Here is a 20607-nt window from a genome sequence, read left to right as displayed (position 1 = left end):
GCATCGCAAGACTTGACTTTCAGCATGCTGATTATAAATTTAGAATAATTCTAAACTGATGGATATGATTATGCTGAGTCGATTTTTCCGCAACGGTCGCCGCCCGTTCGATTCGCTTTCCGAACAGGAAATACTGGCGCTTGCCATCTCGTCTGAAGAGGATGATGCGCGCATCTATCTTGCTTACGCCGATGGCCTGCGCGAAGAGTTCCCGCAATCGGCCAAGATTTTCGAACAGATGGCGGAAGAAGAGCACGGGCACCGCGATGCGCTGATCGAGCGGCACCGGGCGCGGTTCGGCGACCATATTCCGCTCATTCGCCGCGAGCATGTCAGCGGCTATTACGACCGCAAGCCCGACTGGCTGGTACGTCCGCTGGGCATCGACAAGGTGCGCGACGCGGCGTCTGAAATGGAAGATCAGGCCTACCGCTTCTATGTGGAAGCGGCGAAGCGCGTCACCGATGCGGGCACGCGCAAGCTTTTGGGCGATCTGGCGCTTCAGGAAAAACAGCACGAGGTGAAGGCCGAATCGCTGGAACATGAACTGACACCCGAAAACGTGCAGGACGAGGAACGCGCGCTTGAGCGCAAGCAGTTCATCCTCACCTATGTCCAGCCCGGCCTTGCAGGCCTGATGGACGGTTCGGTCTCGACCCTTGCGCCGATCTTCGCTGCCGCCTTTGCCACGCAGGATACCTGGCAGACATTTCTCGTCGGCCTGTCAGCCTCGGTTGGCGCGGGCATCTCGATGGGTTTCACGGAAGCCATTCACGATGACGGCAAGCTGTCGGGTCGCGGATCGCCGATCAAACGCGGCCTGTCCTGCGGCATCATGACGGCACTCGGCGGCCTCGGCCACGCTCTGCCCTATCTGATCACGGATTTCTGGACCGCTACGTCTCTGGCAGTCGTTATCGTGTTCTTCGAACTCTGGGCCATCGCCTTCATCCAGAACCGCTTCATGGAAACGCCATTCTTCCGCTCGGTCCTGCAAGTCGTGCTGGGCGGCGCATTGGTTCTGGCAGCGGGTATTCTGATTGGCAACGCCTAGGCTTTTATGTCCTGTGCGAGCGCCATGGTCCCCTCAAAGCCATCAATGGCGATGCGGCCCTGCCGGGAGACAGTGACAAAACTGTTTGCCGGTACAGCCATCCAGTTGGCGGCTTCGCCATCCAGCGGCTCCGACACCACACAAATGCCGGACGATGCGCCAAGCGTCGCGGTATAAAGCGTCGGCGCAAAAGCATCAGTGGCATAGCGGATCGCGTAAAGCTGGTTGCCGTCTGAGAAGGCAGCGGTCAACCGCAGAAATGGCGGCACATCGGCCTTCCCGGCTTCGTCCACAATCGTGGCGACCATGCGCTTCATCGCCTGAACCGGATCACCGTCGAGGCCGAATTCCAGCATCAGCAGAAAGATCAGTTCGGAATCGGTTGCGCCGTGCTTCTGCGCATAGACGTGATCGCTCAAATGCGCTTCAAGCCTGCGGCGCAATCGGTCGAAACTACCGATCTGCCCGTTATGCATGAAGCTCCAGCGCCCCGAAACGAAGGGGTGACAGTTAGAACGGCTGGTCAGCCCGCCTGTCGAGGCGCGCACATGCGCAAGAAAAAGGCGCGACCGGATTTGTCGCGCCAAGCTACCCAGATTCTGATCGGACCATGCGGGCAGAATATCCCGATAAAGGCCCGGCTCGGTGCGATGCCCATACCAGGCAACGCCAAAACCGTCGCCATTTGTGCGTGTTTTGGCTTCATGCGCGTCGTGGCTCTGCGCCACGAGCGAATGACAGGGAGACGAAATAATGTCTTCCAGATAGGTCTCAGGTCCGAGATAGGCTGCCCAACGGCACATGTGCGATCCGATACAAACGTGTCGCCCGAAAGCGGAAACCGCGTAACTCAGCGACCTCTGTTATGCGTCCGCTCGTAAAGCTGACGGACAATGGTGCTCGCAGTCTTTTCGAACAAAAATGGCAAAAATGCATGGATCAAAGCAGCAAATGCCGCTCCAAACAGCTTGAATGAAAACCGCGATGCAAAGGCCATATGCTCGAAATAGGTCTCATCGACCGATGAGGGATGTTCGGTGAAAATGCGGGTAATACGCGTGGTCATTGCAAATGCTCCCGTTTGATTGAGAAATTCTTTCTCTTTTGTCTGGCGCCAAAGCGCCCTTCTGGAAAATCATTTTAGCAAGAATGCGGAAGATGAAATCTCAAAATATCCTTGAAATTAGTATAGAATTGGGACAATCATCCCACCATGATAGCTTCACTTGACGAAATTGATCGCAAAATATTGGGAGAACTGCAGATTGACGGCACGTTGTCTGTTGATTCTCTATCGGAACGCGTGAACCTTTCGCGCAACGCCTGCTGGCGACGGGTGAAGCGCATGGAGGAAGAGGGCATCATCAAGGCGCGCGTCGCGCTGGTGGATGCCGAGATGGTGGGCTGCGGCCTGTCCGTTTTCATTCTGGTGCGCACATCCAGTCACGATCCGCAATGGCTGTCGAAATTCCGCAATGCCACGGCGCGGTTTCCGGAAATCGTCGGCGTCTATCGCATGACGGGCGATCTGGATTATGTGCTGAAGGCGCGCGTTGCCGACGTGAAAGCCTATGACCGGCTTTACCAGCAGTTGATCGCCAGCGTTCCGCTGTCGGATGTTTCGGCTTCCTTCGTGATGGAGGAGATCAAGGAAACCACCGCCGTTCCGCTCGATATGCGCTAAAACCGTTGCTTCTCACAACGGCATGCCTACATGGCAAAAGTGCGCATTCTCGTTGATGGCGCATTGACGGAAGGAAACCTCGTGAAAAGATTTGACGGAAAGCGGGTACTCATCACCGGCGGAACGAGCGGCATGGGGCTGGCCGGCGCTCGCCGCATCATTGCTGAGGGTGGCACGACCGTCATCACGGGACTGAACGACGAACGCCTCGCATCGGTTGCGCAGGAACTGGGCGACAAGGCGCAGGTGTTGAAGAACGACGCTGCCGATCCGGCCTCGGCAGAAGCGCTGGCTGCGGCTATTCGTTCGAAGGGCGGACTGGACGGCCTGTGGCTGAATGCTGCCTTCGCAACCATCGGCGCGCCGGAACAGATCACGGCAGCCGCCTTCGATGACATGATGGCCGCCAATGTGCGCGGGCCGGTTCTCCAGCTTGCCAGCCTGTCCGATCTTCTCAATCCGGGTTGTTCGGTGGTTCTGACCTCCTCCAGTTCCACATATGAAGGCGCTGCGGCGACAAGCCTTTATGCGGCCACCAAGGGCGCCGTTGTCGCCATGGCGCGATCCTGGGCTTCGGCGCTGGCCCCGCGTGGCATACGGGTCAATGTTCTGGTGCCCGGCCCCATCGAAACCAACTTCCGGCATTTTCTGCCCAAGGAAGCCCGCAACGGTTTCGAGCGTTTCGTGCTGGATCAGGTGCCGCTCGGTCGCGCTGGCACCGCCAACGAGGCAGCGGCGGTGGCTCTGTTTCTGCTTTCCGACGATGCATCCTATGTCACGGGCAGCCAATATGCTGTGGATGGCGGCCTCATCATGCACTGACGGGGAACACTCCATCCGATAAAAACATGATCCTGTGCCGTACTATCATTGCAAAACGCCAAATAGGCGGTACACCTTTGATCTGTTTTCACGTATGAGCGTCGCCAATTTGAATCCCCGCAGGAAAGGCTCCCTCATGACCGCAGCATCCGCTCAAGCACCAACGCTCGGCATCATTCGCCTCGAACATGCGAATGGCCTTGATCTCCCCGCCTATGAAACCTCCGGTTCCGCAGGCATGGACCTGCGCGCGGCCGTTGCCGAAGACCGGCAGATCGTGCTGTTGCCCGGACGGCGGACGCTGGTGCCAACCGGCCTGATTTTCGAAATCCCGGAAGGCTATGAGGTGCAGATTCGCCCGCGCTCCGGCCTCGCCTTCAAAAATGGCATCACCTGCCTCAACACGCCGGGAACCATCGATTCCGATTATCGCGGCGAAGTGAAGGTGCTGCTGGTCAATCTGGGTGACGACGATTTCCGCATCGAACGCGGCATGCGCATCGCACAGGCGGTCTTTGCGCCGGTGGTGCAGCCGAAAATCGAGGAACGCGCCGAAGTGACCGAGACCGCACGCGGCGCTGGCGGCTTCGGCTCGACCGGCACAGCCTGATCGAGTGAGAACGACGATTGAAAAAGCCGGGCATTTCGCCCGGCTTTTTTGTCTGGAGTTTACTGCGTCAGCGCCGCCTGTTGGCAGATCACGCCGGTAACCTGCACATCAGCTTCACCCAACTTGACACCGAGGAGATCGAGTAGACCGAAGATCAAGTTGTCAACGGCAGGTGCGACCGGGGTCAAAATCGCGCCAACGAGGCCGAGCACTTCTCCCAGAGACAGTTTGATGATCCCAAGTATAGACAGATCAATCTGGATATTCTTCAAAAGAGAAGCTGAAAGCGATGACACCACCTCTTGGGAATATGCGGTTTGCGTCTTTTTATTTTCGATGTCGCTATAATTAAAAGTCAACAACGTTGTCTTCTTATTTCCTAAACTGATCGCCGCCTTAGCATTGAGATCGATTCCGTTTATTACGGGAATACCCAGCACAACAACCCTCACAGAGGCAATACTTGCCTGCTGCACTGACGGTCTTTGATTGAAATCAGTAAAAGAGCTACCAACATCCCCAAGGTAAACACCGGCCAAACCTGGCGTTGCAGCAACAACCACTTTCGCGCTTTTGGGACCTGAGGGACAGCTTACACTTTTCAACTCGCCCTCAGCCGAAGCAATATCAATTGCTAACGGCAAGTTCAGATTGAGTAATTCAACCCCTAGGAGAGCACCCGAGCCGGTGCCTATAGTTATGTTGAGCTGCAGCCTGATTTGAGCTGTCCGCACGAAGGAGCCGGCAGCACCAACTCTGAAAAACGGTGTCTGCTGTGCAGGCTCTCCGATCGTGAGGCTAACAGTGATTTTGGTTAACCCCAAAACGCTCACACCACTACCCAAAGAGATTTGATGCTTTCCGCCGAGCATGGCTGCGGCAGTAATCATCTGCAACACATTGGCTGTTATGTTGTAATTGCCCGCTGACCCGATGCTGGCGTTCGCCAGAGAACCAAGCCCCAACAGTTTTCCTACCGGCAATTTGGTGGCAAGCGCCGCCGCGTCTTTTCCCAAAAGATTAAGTGCCGCCTTGGCCGTCGCATTGTTGGTCACGACATCGGCCATCACCTTTGCCAGCACGCCCACCGAGACGTTTGTATTCAACAACTGATCATATGTTCCGGCGGTCAAGCCGACCTGCGGAGCAAGCTTGTCGAGAAAGCCAAGCAGATTGATATCGGTGGCGGCTAGCGCGTTATAATCCACCAGCTTGAGATTGAGAGAAGTGCCCAGCAAGCCGCCCAGCAGCCCATTGAGTACGCTCTGATCCGTGTTCAGACTGGCCAGTCGTGAACCGATGGAAAAAGCCGCTTCCGCATGGGAGGCAGCCATACCACTCGCACCAACTGCAGGGCGATCCATCAGCGCCTGACCGAAATAGAGATTGCCGGGCTTTGCGAGCGTCACCCGCACAGCATCAGGGCTTGTGCCGCCCGCCACGAAACGCGACCCCACAGCCACCGATTTATCGGCGGTGTAGTTGCCGGTCTCCACCCAGACACGTGTGAGATTATCCGTCTTGCCCTTGACCACAGAGGGGGCATACGTCCCCGTCATCATGACGGGAGTGAGCCCATTGGCCAGCAATTGCTTTTTGACGGCGTCGCTGGCAGTTCCAATCGCGCTTGCACCACTGATCGCGGCGAGATCGGCCATGTTCTGCAATTGTCGTCGCTCCAGATAGAGCGAGCTTGAATCGATGGTGAGAGCGGCAATTGCCAGAAATATCGGCGTGACAAGGGCTGCCATGGTGGCCAGATTGCCGTTGCGCGCCTGAAGAAAACGTAAGGCCCCCGCCCACATATCATGTTCCCCCGAGCCGGATTGTCGAAGCACGCGTGATCGTCTTGCCGGGTAGCGGCAATCCGGTCATCAAATTCCAGATCGGCAGATTGGCCGCGTTATAGCTGATCGTGACCGTAAACTGGCTCGGATCCGACGCCGCATTGTCAATCGTGGTCTGTATCTGCGCTGGATTGATCAGCGAATATTTGGCCGCGTTTTTCTGGATATAAGTCGCAGCCAGCGTTTGCCGCTCCGTCGCGTCAATCCCCGCAAGCGCCGTGCGTGTTGCGTCCGCAGCAAGTTGCTGCACCGCATTTGCCGCCCCCAGATAGATGCCGAAGGCGATGACGCCCATCAGCAGCAACAGAAAAACCGGTGCCAATATCGCAAACTCAACTGCCGCAGTTCCCGCTTTATTGCGGGAAAAAAGAACAGTCGATTTTAAACTATCAGGAAGCCGTATTTTTCTTTTCAATAAGGGGAGATTAATCGTTCTAACTGTGCCCCCACAGTCCATATGCCCTCCCGTCCAAGAGCAGATAAACTTAGTTGTATATACATTACGAATGAACGTGCTTCATGCACGCGCACTCAACTGTTCGCCAGAAGAAATGCGTTCGATTTTATTATCGTAATTACTCATGATATCGCCGTCTACACCATATCAACATAAAATAATTTAATAAAAGCTAAATAGATAGAAGCAGCAAAACCTTATTCAACTCAAGGTAAATTATAACTACAGGTTGCATAAGAAAATAACTAAATGAGCGCCTATCCTTGTCTACAAGCACCTGCGCCCAACGCTTGCCCCTTCCCGTCCGCCAGCGCGCGCAACGCCGACAATGGCTGGTTGCATGACAAATATTTAAGGTGAAATCTTGAGTGCGAAAGTTTAGATACCGCAAAGCACCAATTTGTTGGGATAAACATTCGCGCGCACCAGCGATCAGGCGCAGCGGCTTTCATCCCTCAATGGTGTTTTCAGGGACAAATAAGAGCTTTCCCGCGTGAGTGGGGACTCAGGAATTCAGGGGGTTTTCGTTGCGCACATCTTCCGCTTCATCCGGTTCTGACCAGAAGGCTGCATCGCCGCAAAAGCGCACTTCCGTCAGGCGTCGCCGCTGGTGGTTGTGGCTGCCTGCCGCGGCCATTGCTGTGGGTGCTGGCTGGTATTTCTATGATGCGCGGGCCGCCGTGAACGAAAAAGGCAGCTATCTCGCTGAAACCGTTACGCGTGGTGACATCGAAAATGCGATTACCGCCGTTGGCACACTCAGCGCCCTGCGCAGCATCAATGTCGGCGCACAGGTCTCGGGCCAGCTCAAGGCCGTGAAGGTGGAAATCGGCGATCAGGTCAAGGAAGGCCAGTTCATCGCCGAAATCGATCCCTCTCCCTTTGAGAAGAAAGTCGAAATCGCCAGCGCGCAGCTCGACAATCTGAAAGCCCAGCTTCTCAGCAAGGAAGCGCAGCTCACGCTGAAGAAGCTGAATGCGGCGCGGCAAAAATCCCTGCTTGCCACGCAAGGCGTGTCCCAATCGACGGTCGATCAGGCCGAAGCAGACCTTTCCATAGCGGATGCCGATGTGAAAGCGCTTGGCGCACAGATTCGCCAGCAGCAATCGCAATTGGCCAGCGACACGGTTGATCTCGGCTATACCAAGATTAACAGCCCCATGGAGGGCACGGTTGTCGACCAGTCCGCCAAGGAAGGCGAAACGCTGAATGCATCGCAGACGGCGCCGACCGTCGTGACGGTCGCCGACCTCAAGGTCATGACAGTTGAAGCGCAGGTTTCCGAAGCCGATATTTCCAAGCTCAAGCCCGGCATGGAGGTCTATTTCACCCTGCTCGGCCAGCCGGACAAGCGGTTCGCAGGCACCCTGCGCCAGATCAAGCCGACACCAGCGACGGAAAACAATGTCGTGCTTTATTATGCGCTGTTCGATGTGCCGAATCCGACCGGCGAACTCATGATCAATATGAGCGCGCAGGTCTATTTCGTGATCGATTCGGCCAAGGATGTGCTGCTCGTTCCGACCTCCGCTCTCAGCTTCAAGCGCCGCGATCCATCCGGTAGCCTGGAAGGCCAGCAGGCCGAACGCCCACAGGGCCAGCGCAAGGGACCAGGCAATGGCGACCGCCCACGTGACGGGCAGTACCGCGGAAAGCCACAAGTCATCGTCAAGGTTGTCGACGCCAGCGGCACACTCACCGAGCGCACAGTTGAAATCGGCGTGCGGAACCGTGTGCAGGCCGAAGTGAAAAGCGGTTTGGAAGAAGGCGACAAGGTCGTCGTCACCAGCGCTTCCAGTGGCGGACCTGCCGGAAGTTCAAACGCACGTGGCGGTCGTCGCCCCGGCGGCATGTCCTTCTTCTGATGACAGCGCCCATGCAAGACGCGCCCCTCATCCGGCTTGAAGGCATCAGCAAGACCTATCACAACGGCGACCTCGCCGTTGAGGTTCTGCATGGTATCAGCCTCGATATCCATGCCGGCGAATTCCTCGCCATCATGGGTGCATCAGGTTCAGGCAAATCCACCCTCATGAATATTCTGGGCTGCCTCGACAGCCCGACAGGCGGGCGATATCTGCTCGACGGCGAGGATGTCTCGACACTCGATGCCGACGCACTTGCCGCATTGCGCCGCCGCACATTCGGCTTCGTCTTCCAGAGCTATAATCTGATCTCGACATCAACCGCGCAGGAAAATGTCGAGGTTCCGGCGATCTATGCCGGAATGCCCGCTGCCGAACGTCACGAACGTGCTGCCGAATTGTTGAACTCGCTGAAGCTCGGTGATCGTATCGACCACCGCCCCAACCAGCTATCAGGTGGCCAGCAACAGCGTGTTTCCATCGCGCGCGCCTTGATGAATGGCGGCCGCATCATTCTCGCGGACGAGCCGACAGGCGCGCTCGACAGCCAGAGCGGCGAGGATGTGATGGAACTGCTGCGCTCCATGCACCAGCAGGGCCATACCATCATTGTCATCACCCATGCCCGCGAGGTGGCGGAGCGCGCAGACCGGCTGATCGAGATCAAGGACGGTGAAATCCTTTCCGATACGACCAAGCGCGACATTCCGGACCGGCAGGCTCCGCAGCGTTTGCAACAGGCGGGCGACGGGCATGCGGCGCGCATTGCCGATATTTCGGAAGCCGTGAAAATGGCCATGCGTGCCTTGCGGGCCAATATTTTCCGCACGGTGCTGACGCTTCTCGGCATCATTATCGGTGTCAGTTCGGTGGTGACGATGCTGGCCATCGGCACCGGCGCGCAAAACTCGATCCTCGACCGCATCAACGCCATGGGCACCGATCTGGTGCTCGTGCGCCCCTCCATGCCGGGCTTTCGCGGGGGCAGTATTGCAACGCTTGTGCCTGCCGATGCGGACGCGATTCTCGAACTGCCGAACATCAAATCGGCTGTGCCGGAAGTGACAGGCACGGTCACGCTCAGACGCGGCAATGTCGACTATCAGTCACAGGCCAACGGCACGGTTCCGGCTTTCTCGGAGGCCAAGTCCTGGAAGCTCGCGACGGGCGATTTCATCACCCAGAACGATATGACGTCCTATGCGCCGGTCGCCGTTCTTGGGGCCACGGTGGTCAAGACACTGTTTCCGGATGGCAGCAACCCGATCGGACAACATATTCTGATCCAGAAAATCCCGTTTCAGGTCATCGGCACGCTGGAGCCGAAAGGTGCGGGCTTCGGCGGCACCGATCAGGACGATGTGGTTGTCGTTCCGCTTTCGACCGGTAATCTGCGGCTGTTCGGCCAGAAATATGTGCGCACCATCACTGTTCAGGTGAAGGATTCGGATCTGATCAACACAACGCAGGAACAGATTCAGGAATTGCTCGACCAGCGCCATAAGCAGCGCGACACGATGATCACCAACATGTCGTCGGTGCGTGACGATGCGGCGGCCATGGGCAGCACCATGACGCTGTTTTTAGGATCCGTCGCCGCCATCTCGCTTCTGGTCGGCGGCATTGGCGTGATGAATATCATGCTGGTCAGCGTGACAGAGCGCACACGCGAAATCGGCGTGCGCATGGCGACCGGCGCGCGGCGGCGCGATATCCTCCTGCAATTCATCACGGAAGCGCTCACCGTTTCGGCCATTGGCGGCGCTTTCGGCGTGGTCATCGGCCTTGGCGCTGCTGCCATTGCCGGTTGGGCAGGTCTTTCGGTCGGTTACAGCATTGGTCCGGTTCTGCTGGCGTTCGCATGCGCCTTCGCCACTGGGTTGGTCTTCGGCTTCCTGCCAGCTCGCAAGGCGTCGCGCCTGCTTCCAGCCGTGGCGCTATCGTCGGAATAGGCCAAAACAAAAGCCGGTCTGGACAGAACCAGACCGGCTTTTCACTATCGATAATCTGACTGCTGCTTTACTTGAACATCAGCGGCACGCTGACCGTTTGACGTGCCTCGGCAAGCGCTGGCGGCGGAGCGGGTACAGGCGAAGCGCGGCGTACCGTTTCCAGCGCGAGTTGATCAACAGCTGGGTCACCTGATGAACCCATCACACGAGTCGACAAGACGTTACCCGAAGGGTCTATGGTGAACGTTACCGTCACAAGACCCTTAGCATTGCGCATTTTACGCTGAGCATACCGGGCATTGCGGATCATATGGGCCTGCACCTTCGACTTCCACTTGTTCGAAGCGGCACCAGCCGATGCGTTGTTTTCGCCACGACGGTTTGCAGCAGCGCGGGAACCATTGTCGGCATCCATACGCGGTGCACTCGCCTGTCGGGTTTCCTGAGCCTTTTCAGCCTTCTTGGGCTTCGGCTTCTCAACCTTTTGCGGCTTTGGCTTTTCAACTTTCGGCTTTTCGACCTTCTTGGGTTCCGGTTTCGGCTCGGGCTTTGGTTCCGGCTTTTCAACCGGCATAGGCACGGCCACTTCCGGCTTTTCGGCCTCGACCACATCCGGAATGATCTCTTCCGGCTTCTCCTGAACTTCTGGCTCTGGTTGCGGCTCGGGTTCCGGCGGTGTCACCTGTTCTGGCTCCGGCGGCGTCGGTTCTTCAGGCTGCGGTTCCGGCTGAACAACGGGTTCAGGCTCGACTTCTTTCGGAGCTTCTGCCGTTTCCGGCTGCGCCTCGTCGGCAACCTGCTCTTCCATCGGAGCCATAGGCTCCGGCGCAAGCTCGACCACCATGGCCGCGACCTGCCCGCCATCCGGCTGATCTTCTTCCTGCGCCAGATGAATGGCGTAGGCTCCAGCCGCATGCACTGTCAGGACAAGAATGCCCGCGCCGATCCAGCGTCCCGCATCATGCCAGAAGGAATGATGATGGGCGTCGGCAGAAGCCACCTTCACGGGAGGATGATCGGGCGGTAGAGCATTCATTGGGCAACTCCGGGCGTAGCTCCGGGTGCAGCCCCTGCCGGGGCAGGCGTCTGAGTTGGCGCTTGCGCAGGGGCTGCCGCTGGTGCCGATGCACCGACGGTTTCAAGGCCGACCAGCGCGATCTTCAGATAGCCCGCCTCTCGCAGCAAATTCATGATGCGCATCAGTTCTTCATAAGGGACAGCTTTGTCGGCCCGCAGGAAAATACGCGTTTCCTTGTTCTTCTCGGACAGGCCGTCCAAAGCGAGGCCGAGACGCTCGCGTGCAACCACATCATTGCCGACGCTGATGCTCAGATCGTCCTTCAACGTCACATAAAGCGGCTTGTCGGGACGTGGCGCAGCAGCAGCGGTCGACGCAGGCAGGTCAACCTTCACATCCACGGTCGCAAGCGGCGCTGCCACCATGAAGATGATCAGCAGAACCAGCATGACGTCGATGAAGGGCGTTACGTTGATCTCGTGATTAAGCTCGAGATCGTCACCGCCGCCTTCGCGAATTTTACTCGCCATGACGCCTACTCCGCTGCGTGCAGCGTGCCTTCACGCACGCCGGCTGCCCTGAAATCCAGATCACGGCTGACCAGACGTTCGACACCAGCCGATGCATCGGCCAGAAGCGAACGATAGCCAGTGATCGCACGGGCAAAGACGTTGTAGATCACAACCGCCGGAATAGCGGCGACGAGGCCAATAGCGGTGGCGAGCAGCGCTTCAGCAATACCCGGAGCCACAACGGCCAGATTGGTCGTCTGCGCTTCACTGATGTTGATGAACGAATTCATGATGCCCCAGACGGTGCCGAACAGACCGACAAATGGTCCGATGGAGCCGATGGTGGCCAGAATGCCTGTGCCCTTGGAGAGGCGACGGCCAGCCTTGGCTTCGATACGCGACAGGCGCGACGAAACGCGCTCCTTGAGGCCCTCGCCCCCGGCGCGTGCCAGCGCAGGGCTGGAGAGACGAACCTCATCTTCGGCAGCGCGCACCATGATGGCGCCCGGGCCCTTGACGCCATCAAGTGCACGGACAGCATCGGAAAGCGTTGCGGAATGACCGATGGTCTTCAGCGCCTTGTTGGCGCGGCGGCGCGCACCCGCCAGTTCGAGCGACTTGGCGACCCAGATGGTCCATGTTGCGAGCGAGGCAAGACCGAGACCGATCATCACCGCCTTCACAATCCAGTCGGCAGCCATGAACATGCCCCATGGCGACAGGTCATGCGGCAGGCTGGCATCTCTTTCTTCTACTGCTGGCTGACCAGCGATGACGGGCTGCGGTTCGGCCTGTGGGGCCGGAGTTGAAGCAGGAGCCTGCGACTGTTGCTCTACAGGCGCTGGCTGTGCTGCCGGAGCGGATGGCGCAGACGCTGCTGGCGCTGCTGGCTGGGTGGTCGGCTGAGCGGCTGCGGGAGCCGCTGAAGGATTGGGCTGCGTCGCCTCTTGAGCCAATGCCGGACCAACGCCCAGCAAGACAATGCCCATCGCCGCAGCCATGAAGCCCTTCCGACAGAAACCAGTCATCTTGATCGCCTTTTGATTGTTCAACTCGGGCGCCAAGGACGACCCATCACGCAGGCCGTGGCGCTGCTTGTTGGCCTCTTTTTAACCCCCAATAATATGATGATGCAAGTCATGTTTTATTGTGACAGCCATTTTCTGCAACCTTTTGGGTAAGCGCGGCCTGTCAAACCCCTTATAAATAGCTGTTGCATAATGTGGGCAAATCAGACCTGATGATCATGCCGGAAGCGTTCATCTCCCCCAGGAGGCGTATGGACCGGCAGGAGGAGCATGCACATGATGCACAAAGACATTCAGGCACTCGAACATGCGGCAAGAACCGCCATGGCGGGCAATGATGATCCGCTGCCGGCTCCGCAGCGCGCGCTGAAACCAGCCCATGTCGGCCTCGCCTTCCTGATGATCGCTGGCGCGGCCTATCTGTTTCTCGTCTGATATTGTCTGACTGGCCGCGATGAACGCGAACGGACCTTGTTCTCAACAAGGCCTGTGGCAGACTTGCCCGTTTACCATGACGCATAAGAAGTGGCGCGCAGCGTTGCCGCGATCCGCTATTGCGTGCAACCATTGGTGACGAAAAGCGTTGTTACAACGACAATCCGTTATGACAGGAGGCCAGACATGGCGCGTGCATCCGCGAAGACGAGCAAGATCGAAGAAAAGATCGAGGAAGCGTTGACCGATTCGACGACCGAGGACTTGCAGACGCAAGTCGAGCAGTTGAAGGAAGACATCGCAGCCATCGCCGCGACACTCGCCAACCTTGGCAACCAGACCGTCCGTGATGCCAAGCGCAGCGCGAAGGAAACCTATAAGAGCGCCTATCTGCAAGGCGGCGATGTCGTCGATGAACTCTGCGGAAAGGCGCAGGATCTGGAAGCGCAATTGACAGCAACCGTGCGCGAACGTCCGATCACGTCGCTCGCAACCGCGCTCGGCATTGGCTATCTGCTCGCCCTTCTTTCCCGCCGCTGAGGCGTCCCATGCTTAAAGCTTTGGCACCCATTCTGACCGCTCTGGCTGGCGAAGAAGTGAAATTTGCCGTCAGCCAGACGCGACGCGCAGCGATTTTCGGCGTGGCGATTGCCATTCTCGGCATCATCACGGTCACATTTCTCTGTGTCGCCGCCTTTCTGGCGCTGGCACAGGCCTATGGCGGCCCGCTTGCCGCACTGATTCTGGCCGCGATTTCGTTGATTCTGGCGCTGCTTGTCCTCGCGGTCTTGAAAATTCAGGCCGCAGCCGAAGCCAAAAAGCGCAAGCAGCGGATCGAGGCAGACAAGTCGGCGATGATGGCGACAGCCGCATTGGCGACTATCCCTTCGATCCTGAAGCGACCTATATTGGCAGCAGCCCTGCCGCTGGCAGGTATCGCATTGGTGTCGCTGCTTTCAGACAAGAAGAAGCGCCCACCCAAGGCCTGATAACAGAGCCATGAAAACGAAAACACCGGAACCTGTTCCGGTGTTTTTCTGTTTTCGACAGGAGTTCTTTTTTACTGCGCAGCCGCGTCGGCATTATCCACCAGTGAAGCAAGACGCACCGATACACGTGAACCGGGCCGACCTTCTGCCTCGCCATAGACCGGCTTTTCACCGAACTGCATGCAAAGCTGCTCGACCACCAGCGTGCCGAGACCGTTCTTGTCGCCAGGCTTCGCAGTCCCCTCCGCACCCCAGCCGACACCGTCATCTTCCACCGCCAGAACCGGCACGCCATCCGCATCCGCCTGGAAACTGACGGCAATCTGCCCACCGGGTCTCCCCTTGAAAGCATGTTTGATGGCGTTGGTGACCAGTTCGCCGACAATGATGCCGATGGTCGTCACATCACGGGCTTTCAGATCAAGCTGCGCAAAATTCGTCACGATCTCGATCTGGCGGTCCTGACCGATGGCGTTGCGGATATCGTTGACAACCGTGGTCAGAAACTCGTCGACGCGTGCGGTTTCCATGTCCTCGCCCAGCCGCAAACGCCGATGAGCCGTTGAAACCGTCTGCACCCGGTCGCGCGCTGCCGACAATGCGGCCCGCGCATCTTCGCTGCGCGCCTGCCGCATCTGCAAGCCCAACAGGGACGAGACGGTCGCCAGAGAATTGCCGATACGGTGGTTGGTGTCCTGAAGCAGAAGCTCGACGCGATAACGCTCGCGCTCCGCAATCCGGCGCTCTTCTTCCAGTTCGGCTGTGCGTTCGCGCACCCGCTGTTCGAGAATCTCGTTTTCAGACCGAAGGGCCGTCTGGCCTTCGAACATGGTGCGCGCATAACGCTGCACCCGGCTGAAAAGAAGCCAGCCCAGCACTGCCGCCGAAGCCAGCGCCACAATGGATGTCGCCGTCATCCAATAGCGCATCCGGTTGATGCGCTCATTGCGCTCGGCAAGCTGCTTTTCTTCCACATCGATGAAGTCCGACACGGTGGTGGACAATTGGTCCATCAGGGCCTTGCCTTCATCGCTGCGTACCCGCTCCATAGCAGCAGCGACATTGCCGGACGACGCCAATTCCACCGTCTCACGAACATCCGCCTCTTCCCGCTCGATCAGAGCGCGGATCTGCTTGACCCGCGCATCCTGCAACGGATTGGGGCCCGACAGCGCTTCCAGATCGGTCAATGTCTGATCGACGGACAGAATCGAATTGCGATAGAGATCGAGATGCGCCTCATCCAATGTCAGGAGATAGCCGCGACGGCTCATCTCGATATTGTTGGCAAGCCGGGCAACCTTATCCACCTGCTGGCGCAGGGTATAATTGCGTGAAATATCGACAACCTGATGCGTAACACTCGATGAAAGAAACAGCGTCATCACAGCCGAGAGCAGCACGAGTCCGAGTGATACGATAACCGCGATCGGTTTCGGCGAAGACTGAAGCAATCTCTGCAACACGGCTGATGGCAAAACGCGCCCCAATACAAATTGATGACCCACCTCTGATAGCAAATATCAGTGACGGCTAACCTTCAAGTGGCTGGAGCAAAAAACTATCATTGCGAGCGAAAATAAATGTCGCCGGACGGCGGCATCGCGCTTTTTAGATCAAAACGGCACAGAAACCTGTGCACCTTTGTAAAAATCTGGTCCCTTGAGTCGGGATTGCAGCTCTAACCTTTTGTTAAAACCGCATTTTATACCGCCGGATCACGAAGCCCGGCGGCAAAATAAATCAGGCAAAGCTTCGCAAGGTCACGCGGGAGGAATCCGCATCCGGACCGTAATCGCCTTCACCCTCGATCTTGAGGATTTCCTGAAGACGGGTCCGCGCGCGGCTGACACGGCTTTTGATCGTGCCGACGGCGCAACCGCAAATCTCGGCCGCCTCTTCATAAGCAAAGCCTGAAGCGCCGATCAGAATGATCGCTTCGCGCTGATCGTCTGGCAATTGTTCCAGAGCCGCACGGAAATCCTGAAGGTCGAGCGTGCCATATTGCGAAGGATGCACGGCAAGCTGTTCACTGAATACGCCATCCGTATCCTGCACTTCGCGTCCGCGCTTGCGCATCTGGGTATAGAATTCATTGCGCAGGATGGTGAAGAGCCAGGCCTTCATATTGGTGCCCATCTCGAAGGTTTCCTGCTTGGCCCAGGCCTTCATGATCGTGTCCTGCACCAGATCATCTGCCTTGTCATGCTGCCCGATGAGCGACACGGCAAACGCACGCAAGCTTGGCAACGAAGCCAGCATCTCGCGCTTGAACTGCGCCCCCTGCGGGGCATTGCCATCAACCGACGGACCGGGTGCTCTGTCCACGCATACTCTCCTGTTCAGCCTGATCGAGTTTTTCGAGAAGATCGAGGAAACGGTCCGGGATCGTCTCATCTTGAATCGAGGCGTATAACGCCTTGAGTTTCAATCCGACTTCACAATTGGGTCCTAATATGTCCTTCGGGACGCGCCGCGATACTGTGGCGCCATTCGTATGAAGGTTATCTTTATCTGTCATATTCTATCATTCTAGGCGGGGAGCCCTGTCCTGTTTGTTACAAAGCTTCTGTTGGACGAGGAATGCACCAGCCCCAAAAAAGTTCCCCGAATTATGCCGATAGTTCGGAACTTTTTTCAAGCCGCGTCGTTTTGATCCGTAATGCCGCGCCCGGTTGCGCGATGATCGCGCTTGGCCAAAAGCTGGTTCAAGCCGGTTATTCCAACCGGATTCATGCGAATGTAAAACAATGCGGCACATGAGGAGTTCCATTATCATGACGTTATCGACGCGTATCGCGCCGCACCTTCCCTATCTTCGCCGTTTCTCCCGTGCCCTTACCGGTTCTCAGGCCTCCGGCGATGCCTATGTGGCTGCGGCGCTCGAAGCCCTGATCGCGGATGTGAGCATTTTCCCGGATACATCGTCGGACCGTATCGGGCTCTATCGCCTGTTCAGCGACCTTTATAAGACCGCATCGATCCGCGTTCCGGAACAATCGTCAGAGATCGGCTGGGAAAAGCAGGCAAACCGCAATCTTGCGCATATCGCGCCCCTCCCGCGTCAGGCATTCCTGCTGGTGGCGGTGGAAGGCTTCAATGACAAGGAAGCCGCCGAGGTGCTCAATGTCGACGACGCCGAACTGGGCCGTCTTCTTTCCTCCGCCTCGACGGAAATCTCGCGTCAGGTCGCAACGCGCCTGATGATCATCGAGGATGAACCGCTGATCGCCATGGATATCGAGCAAATGGTCGAAAGCCTCGGTCACGAGGTCGTTGGCATCGCCCGTACCAAGGACGAGGCGGTTGCGCTTTATGAAAAAGAAAAGCCGCGTATGGTTCTGGCCGATATCCAGCTTGCCGATGGCAGCTCGGGCATTGATGCCGTGAACGAGATTCTGAAAGACGACACGATCCCGGTCATCTTCATCACGGCCTTTCCGGAACGCCTGCTCACTGGCGAACGTCCCGAGCCGACCTTCCTCGTCACCAAACCGTTCAATCCTGACATGGTGAAGGCACTGATCAGTCAGGCACTGTTTTTCGAAGAGGCCTCTCAAGTCGCGGCCTGATATCGGTCCGCAATCAACACGTTTGGAGAATTTGACCGTCTCCGGGAGTAGGGAAATCCCTCTCCCCGGAGCGGATTTTGTTTCCCATCTTGCAACCTAAAGGCAAACCCGCCTTCAACCTGAGATGTTGCTTTTTACACGCTGGGCAGGAACCGAATGCATAGCAAAGACGTTTATTCCTCATATAAAAAAGAGGAGATTGGATATGCTTTACTACGCGCTCGTATTTCTCGTCGTGGCACTGGTCGCAGGTGCGCTGGGCTTTGGCGGCATTGCCGGGGCATCGGCGGGTATCGCTCAGATTTTGTTCTTCGTGTTCCTCGCCCTTCTCGTCGTGTCGCTGATCGCTTCGGCAATCCGCAAGGCTTGATGAACCGACGAAAGGTCCAGCTCGAAACTGGTCTGTTTCTGGCCGCAAACCGGCCGTACCGATATGATCAACCGCATACCGTCGCGCAAGACTGCGCGGCGGTTTGCTTTCTGGAGCGAAATGAGACCCACCGCATAGACCTTCAGTCAAAGCACGCCTTCCGGGCCAATCGACAGTCATCGAGACTATAATGAGCGCATCAGACCTGCCATTACGCGAAGCCGAACCGGATGCAGCCCGTCTGCGCGCGCTCCTTCGAGCCGTTCGTAACAGCAATGTCTGCGTGCTCTACCAACGCCCCGATCTGGCCTATGCCTGGGGCGAAAATCTCCCCTCCTATTGGCAGAAGAGCTGGAAAGCCGGCGGCATTGATGAGGATTTCATCGTTTCCACCTCACTCGCCAAGTTGAAGGCGGCCAAGCAAATCGCGCTTGAAACCATGACCGCGCAAAATGTCGAACTCTCTGTCATGGATGGCAACAAGCTCCATTGGATGGAACTTCATATCGATTGTGACCGCGATACGGACGGCAATCTGCTCGGTCTGGTGACGACAGCGCTGGAAATCAGCGAGCTGAAGCGCCGCGAACAAGTGCTGAAAACCTTATTGCGCGAAGTCAGCCATCGCTCCAAAAACATGCTGGCCATCGTGCAGAGCATTGCCAGCCAGACGGCGCGTTTCACCGATACGATCGATGATTTTCTGCTGAAATTTCGCGGGCGCATCCAGTCACTGTCCTATTCGCAGGGTCTGGTGACCGATTCCAACTGGCGTGGCGCGCTCTTCCGCGATCTCGTCCATTCCCAGGTCGAAAAATATATCGATGTCACCGATGAGCGCCTGAGCCTTGAAGGCGACAATCCGTATCTGTTCCCCGGTGCAGCACTTCATGTTGGCCTGGCGCTGCACGAGCTAGTGGTCAATGCCACGTCGTTTGGCGGGCTCTCCATACCCTACGGCCGTGTGGCGATTTCGGCACATGTCATCCGGGCCGAAAACGAAGAAGAAAAACTGGTTTTTCTTTGGGAAGAAACCAATCCGGCCATGCCCGAAGTTTACCAGCACGACCCGCGATTTGGCAGCGCCGTTCTGCAACGCATCGTTCCCGCCTCGGTCAACGGACAGGCGCAATATCGCATCGATGGCACCGGCGCAGTCTATTCGCTGACCATACCTGCCGAACAATTTGATTCCTGAGCTTCCTATCCGGCCAAATAAAAGCCGCCATGGGTGAACCATGACGGCTTATTAAAATGAGCGAAACGCCTGCTGGCACAACGGTTCACCGTTTGCGCGGCGTTCACGCCGTCCACCCTTTGGGGGAGTTCGGGCGAACTATGAAGACCGTGTTGGGGGGCGGGGTCACGGTCTTCATGGATCAAAAACGCGACCGCCGAAAATTAGTTCCATCAGGATTTTATTTTTTTGCAATAAAGTTCAAGACGGTGATGAACGATCTCATAGCCAAGCGACCGGGCGATCTCTTCCTGCAATTTTTCAATCTTGTCGGAGCGAAACTCGACCACATCGCCGGAATCCATATCGATGATATGGTCGTGATGCGCGCCGCTTGCCTGTTCGAAGCGCGACGGGCCGCCTGCAAAAGCATGACGATGAATGGCGCCAAGCTCTTCCAGAAGTTTCATGGTGCGATAAACGGTCGACAGGGAAATACTGCTGTCGATCTCGACCGCCCTGCGGAAGATCTCCAACGCATCGGGATGGTCTTCCGTTTCGGTCAAAATGTTCAGGATGATACGGCGCGGGCGCGTGATGCGCACACCGGCCTGTCGCAGTTCCTGTTCGTAATCGGGCTTTTTGTATCGTTCGTTCATGAGCTGATTATGCACCTTCACGTCGCCAGTTGCAAATTTTCGCAACTGGAATGATGCCGATCTCCCCAGTGATCTAATGGGGACCTCTCAAGCGCCATATTTGTTACCAGTGGCTTTTGGCGGAGAACCTATTGTGATTGCGAGGAATGCCTGCCGAAAATATTTTCAAAATCATTCATGAGGCTTATTTGGAGGATTTTTACATGAGAACTTTTGTTGGCTTGGCATTATATGTGGCCGTACTAACTGGTGCATCAATGTCGGGAGCAGCTGCAGAGCAACGAGGCTCTTGTTATTGCATAGAGGGTACCAATAAATGTTTGATCGTTGATGGTGATAAGGGCATCACGTATGTCGACGAATCTCAATGCCCTAAATAATCACAAACAACCACATTCCTTCTGATATAGACCCCGCTTCAGGCGGGGTTTTTATTCTGTTCAGAAAGGAAACACCTCAGTCTGTTCAATATTTTTCCCTGTCAAACCCGCCAGCTGATCAGTCTCCCAAAATTCAAATTAATGTGGACGACGATTATCGGGCATATGGGCGTTTG

The 20607-nt window shown here is 56.8% G+C and carries 23 protein-coding genes; 12 read left to right on the top strand and 11 right to left on the bottom strand.

Going from position 1 to position 20607, the window contains the following annotated elements; translation table 11 throughout:
- The first annotated feature begins 70 nt into the window (after positions 1-70).
- On the top strand, positions 71-1054 hold the full coding sequence (mbfA, locus tag FGI60_RS24365) for an iron exporter MbfA (RefSeq protein ID WP_138787347.1): 984 nt from the start codon (positions 71-73) through the stop codon (positions 1052-1054).
- On the opposite strand, the gene FGI60_RS24360 is transcribed toward mbfA, so the two are convergent.
- A complete protein-coding gene (locus tag FGI60_RS24360; RefSeq protein WP_138787346.1) occupies positions 1051-1857 on the bottom strand; it encodes a class II glutamine amidotransferase in 807 nt (268 codons plus the stop codon). The genes mbfA and FGI60_RS24360 overlap by 4 nt on opposite strands.
- A 47-nt stretch (positions 1858-1904) precedes the next feature.
- Positions 1905-2120 (bottom strand): DUF6356 family protein, encoded by a 216-nt coding sequence (locus FGI60_RS24355; RefSeq protein ID WP_138787345.1) that lies wholly within the window; start codon positions 2118-2120, stop codon positions 1905-1907.
- 147 nt (positions 2121-2267) lie between these two features.
- Between FGI60_RS24355 and FGI60_RS24350 the strand changes: the two genes are divergently transcribed.
- The 3 genes from FGI60_RS24350 to dut all read left to right on the top strand — a co-directional run bounded on the left by FGI60_RS24350 (position 2268) and on the right by dut (position 4170).
- Positions 2268-2738: an Lrp/AsnC family transcriptional regulator gene (locus FGI60_RS24350; protein WP_138787344.1), complete on the top strand. Its 471-nt coding sequence runs from the start codon at positions 2268-2270 to the stop codon at positions 2736-2738.
- Between the two features lie 30 nt (positions 2739-2768).
- Positions 2769-3560: an SDR family oxidoreductase gene (locus FGI60_RS24345; RefSeq protein WP_235889924.1), complete on the top strand. Its 792-nt coding sequence runs from the start codon at positions 2769-2771 to the stop codon at positions 3558-3560.
- A 136-nt stretch (positions 3561-3696) separates the two neighbouring features.
- Positions 3697-4170, top strand: coding sequence for a dUTP diphosphatase (dut, locus tag FGI60_RS24340; protein ID WP_078339446.1), 474 nt, complete (start codon positions 3697-3699; stop codon positions 4168-4170).
- Between the two features lie 59 nt (positions 4171-4229).
- Here dut and FGI60_RS24335 read toward each other — a convergent pair whose 3' ends face one another.
- Both FGI60_RS24335 and FGI60_RS24330 read right to left on the bottom strand, forming a co-directional pair.
- Positions 4230-5975 carry a pilus assembly protein TadG-related protein gene (locus FGI60_RS24335; RefSeq protein ID WP_138787343.1) on the bottom strand — a complete coding sequence of 582 codons (1746 nt, stop codon included), beginning with the start codon at positions 5973-5975 and terminating at the stop codon, positions 4230-4232.
- 1 nt (position 5976) lies between these two features.
- Positions 5977-6420 (bottom strand): TadE/TadG family type IV pilus assembly protein, encoded by a 444-nt coding sequence (locus tag FGI60_RS24330; RefSeq protein WP_235889925.1) that lies wholly within the window; start codon positions 6418-6420, stop codon positions 5977-5979.
- 581 nt (positions 6421-7001) lie between these two features.
- Here FGI60_RS24330 and FGI60_RS24325 point away from each other — a divergent pair.
- Together FGI60_RS24325 and FGI60_RS24320 are read left to right on the top strand one after the other, a co-directional pair.
- Entirely contained in the window at positions 7002-8339 is a 1338-nt protein-coding gene (locus FGI60_RS24325; RefSeq protein ID WP_138787341.1) for an efflux RND transporter periplasmic adaptor subunit, read from the top strand.
- Between the two features lie 11 nt (positions 8340-8350).
- Positions 8351-10291: a MacB family efflux pump subunit gene (locus tag FGI60_RS24320; RefSeq protein WP_138787340.1), complete on the top strand. Its 1941-nt coding sequence runs from the start codon at positions 8351-8353 to the stop codon at positions 10289-10291.
- Between the two features lie 67 nt (positions 10292-10358).
- On the opposite strand, the gene FGI60_RS24315 is transcribed toward FGI60_RS24320, so the two are convergent.
- The 3 genes from FGI60_RS24315 to exbB are packed head-to-tail and all read right to left on the bottom strand — an operon-like array spanning position 10359 to position 12885.
- Positions 10359-11327: an energy transducer TonB family protein gene (locus tag FGI60_RS24315; protein WP_138787339.1), complete on the bottom strand. Its 969-nt coding sequence runs from the start codon at positions 11325-11327 to the stop codon at positions 10359-10361.
- Entirely contained in the window at positions 11324-11839 is a 516-nt protein-coding gene (gene exbD / locus FGI60_RS24310; protein ID WP_138787338.1) for a TonB system transport protein ExbD, read from the bottom strand. The genes FGI60_RS24315 and exbD overlap by 4 nt, the downstream gene beginning before the upstream one ends.
- A 5-nt stretch (positions 11840-11844) precedes the next feature.
- Complete coding sequence (exbB, locus tag FGI60_RS24305) at positions 11845-12885, bottom strand: tonB-system energizer ExbB (RefSeq protein WP_138787337.1); 1041 nt, start codon at positions 12883-12885, stop codon at positions 11845-11847.
- A 240-nt stretch (positions 12886-13125) separates the two neighbouring features.
- Here exbB and FGI60_RS26375 point away from each other — a divergent pair, with 240 nt between their 5' ends.
- The 3 genes from FGI60_RS26375 (at position 13126) to FGI60_RS24295 (ending at position 14273) form a co-directional block, all read left to right on the top strand.
- Positions 13126-13284 (top strand): hypothetical protein, encoded by a 159-nt coding sequence (locus tag FGI60_RS26375; RefSeq protein ID WP_167836095.1) that lies wholly within the window; start codon positions 13126-13128, stop codon positions 13282-13284.
- Positions 13285-13470: 186 nt separating this feature from the next.
- Positions 13471-13824, top strand: a complete 354-nt coding sequence (locus FGI60_RS24300) for a DUF883 family protein (protein ID WP_078339454.1) — start codon at positions 13471-13473, stop codon at positions 13822-13824.
- 8 nt (positions 13825-13832) lie between these two features.
- Positions 13833-14273: a hypothetical protein gene (locus FGI60_RS24295; protein WP_138787336.1), complete on the top strand. Its 441-nt coding sequence runs from the start codon at positions 13833-13835 to the stop codon at positions 14271-14273.
- Positions 14274-14344: 71 nt separating this feature from the next.
- On the opposite strand, the gene FGI60_RS24290 is transcribed toward FGI60_RS24295, so the two are convergent.
- The 3 genes from FGI60_RS24290 to FGI60_RS24280 all read right to left on the bottom strand — a co-directional run bounded on the left by FGI60_RS24290 (position 14345) and on the right by FGI60_RS24280 (position 16794).
- Entirely contained in the window at positions 14345-15751 is a 1407-nt protein-coding gene (locus FGI60_RS24290) for a sensor histidine kinase (protein ID WP_138787335.1), read from the bottom strand.
- 265 nt (positions 15752-16016) lie between these two features.
- A complete protein-coding gene (locus FGI60_RS24285) occupies positions 16017-16601 on the bottom strand; it encodes an RNA polymerase sigma factor (protein ID WP_138787334.1) in 585 nt (194 codons plus the stop codon).
- Positions 16573-16794 (bottom strand): NepR family anti-sigma factor, encoded by a 222-nt coding sequence (locus FGI60_RS24280; protein ID WP_078339457.1) that lies wholly within the window; start codon positions 16792-16794, stop codon positions 16573-16575. The genes FGI60_RS24285 and FGI60_RS24280 overlap by 29 nt, the downstream gene beginning before the upstream one ends.
- A gap of 256 nt (positions 16795-17050) precedes the next feature.
- On the opposite strand from FGI60_RS24280, the gene FGI60_RS24275 reads away from it, so the two are divergent.
- The 3 genes from FGI60_RS24275 (at position 17051) to FGI60_RS24265 (ending at position 19413) form a co-directional block, all read left to right on the top strand.
- Complete coding sequence (locus FGI60_RS24275) at positions 17051-17845, top strand: response regulator (RefSeq protein ID WP_138787333.1); 795 nt, start codon at positions 17051-17053, stop codon at positions 17843-17845.
- Between the two features lie 205 nt (positions 17846-18050).
- Positions 18051-18215, top strand: coding sequence for a DUF1328 domain-containing protein (locus tag FGI60_RS24270; RefSeq protein WP_007876538.1), 165 nt, complete (start codon positions 18051-18053; stop codon positions 18213-18215).
- Positions 18216-18405: 190 nt separating this feature from the next.
- The gene (locus FGI60_RS24265) at positions 18406-19413 is read left to right on the top strand and encodes a sensor histidine kinase (RefSeq protein ID WP_138787332.1); all 1008 of its coding nucleotides are present in this window, start codon (positions 18406-18408) and stop codon (positions 19411-19413) included.
- Positions 19414-19625: 212 nt separating this feature from the next.
- Here FGI60_RS24265 and FGI60_RS24260 read toward each other — a convergent pair whose 3' ends face one another.
- Positions 19626-20051: a Fur family transcriptional regulator gene (locus FGI60_RS24260; protein WP_138787331.1), complete on the bottom strand. Its 426-nt coding sequence runs from the start codon at positions 20049-20051 to the stop codon at positions 19626-19628.
- Positions 20052-20607 lie beyond the last annotated feature (556 nt).

This window comes from Brucella haematophila, from assembly GCF_005938105.1.
Lineage (GTDB): Bacteria > Pseudomonadota > Alphaproteobacteria > Rhizobiales > Rhizobiaceae > Brucella > Brucella haematophila.
Note: the sequence above shows the minus strand (reverse complement) of the source record. Positions and strands in the feature narration are given on the sequence as shown.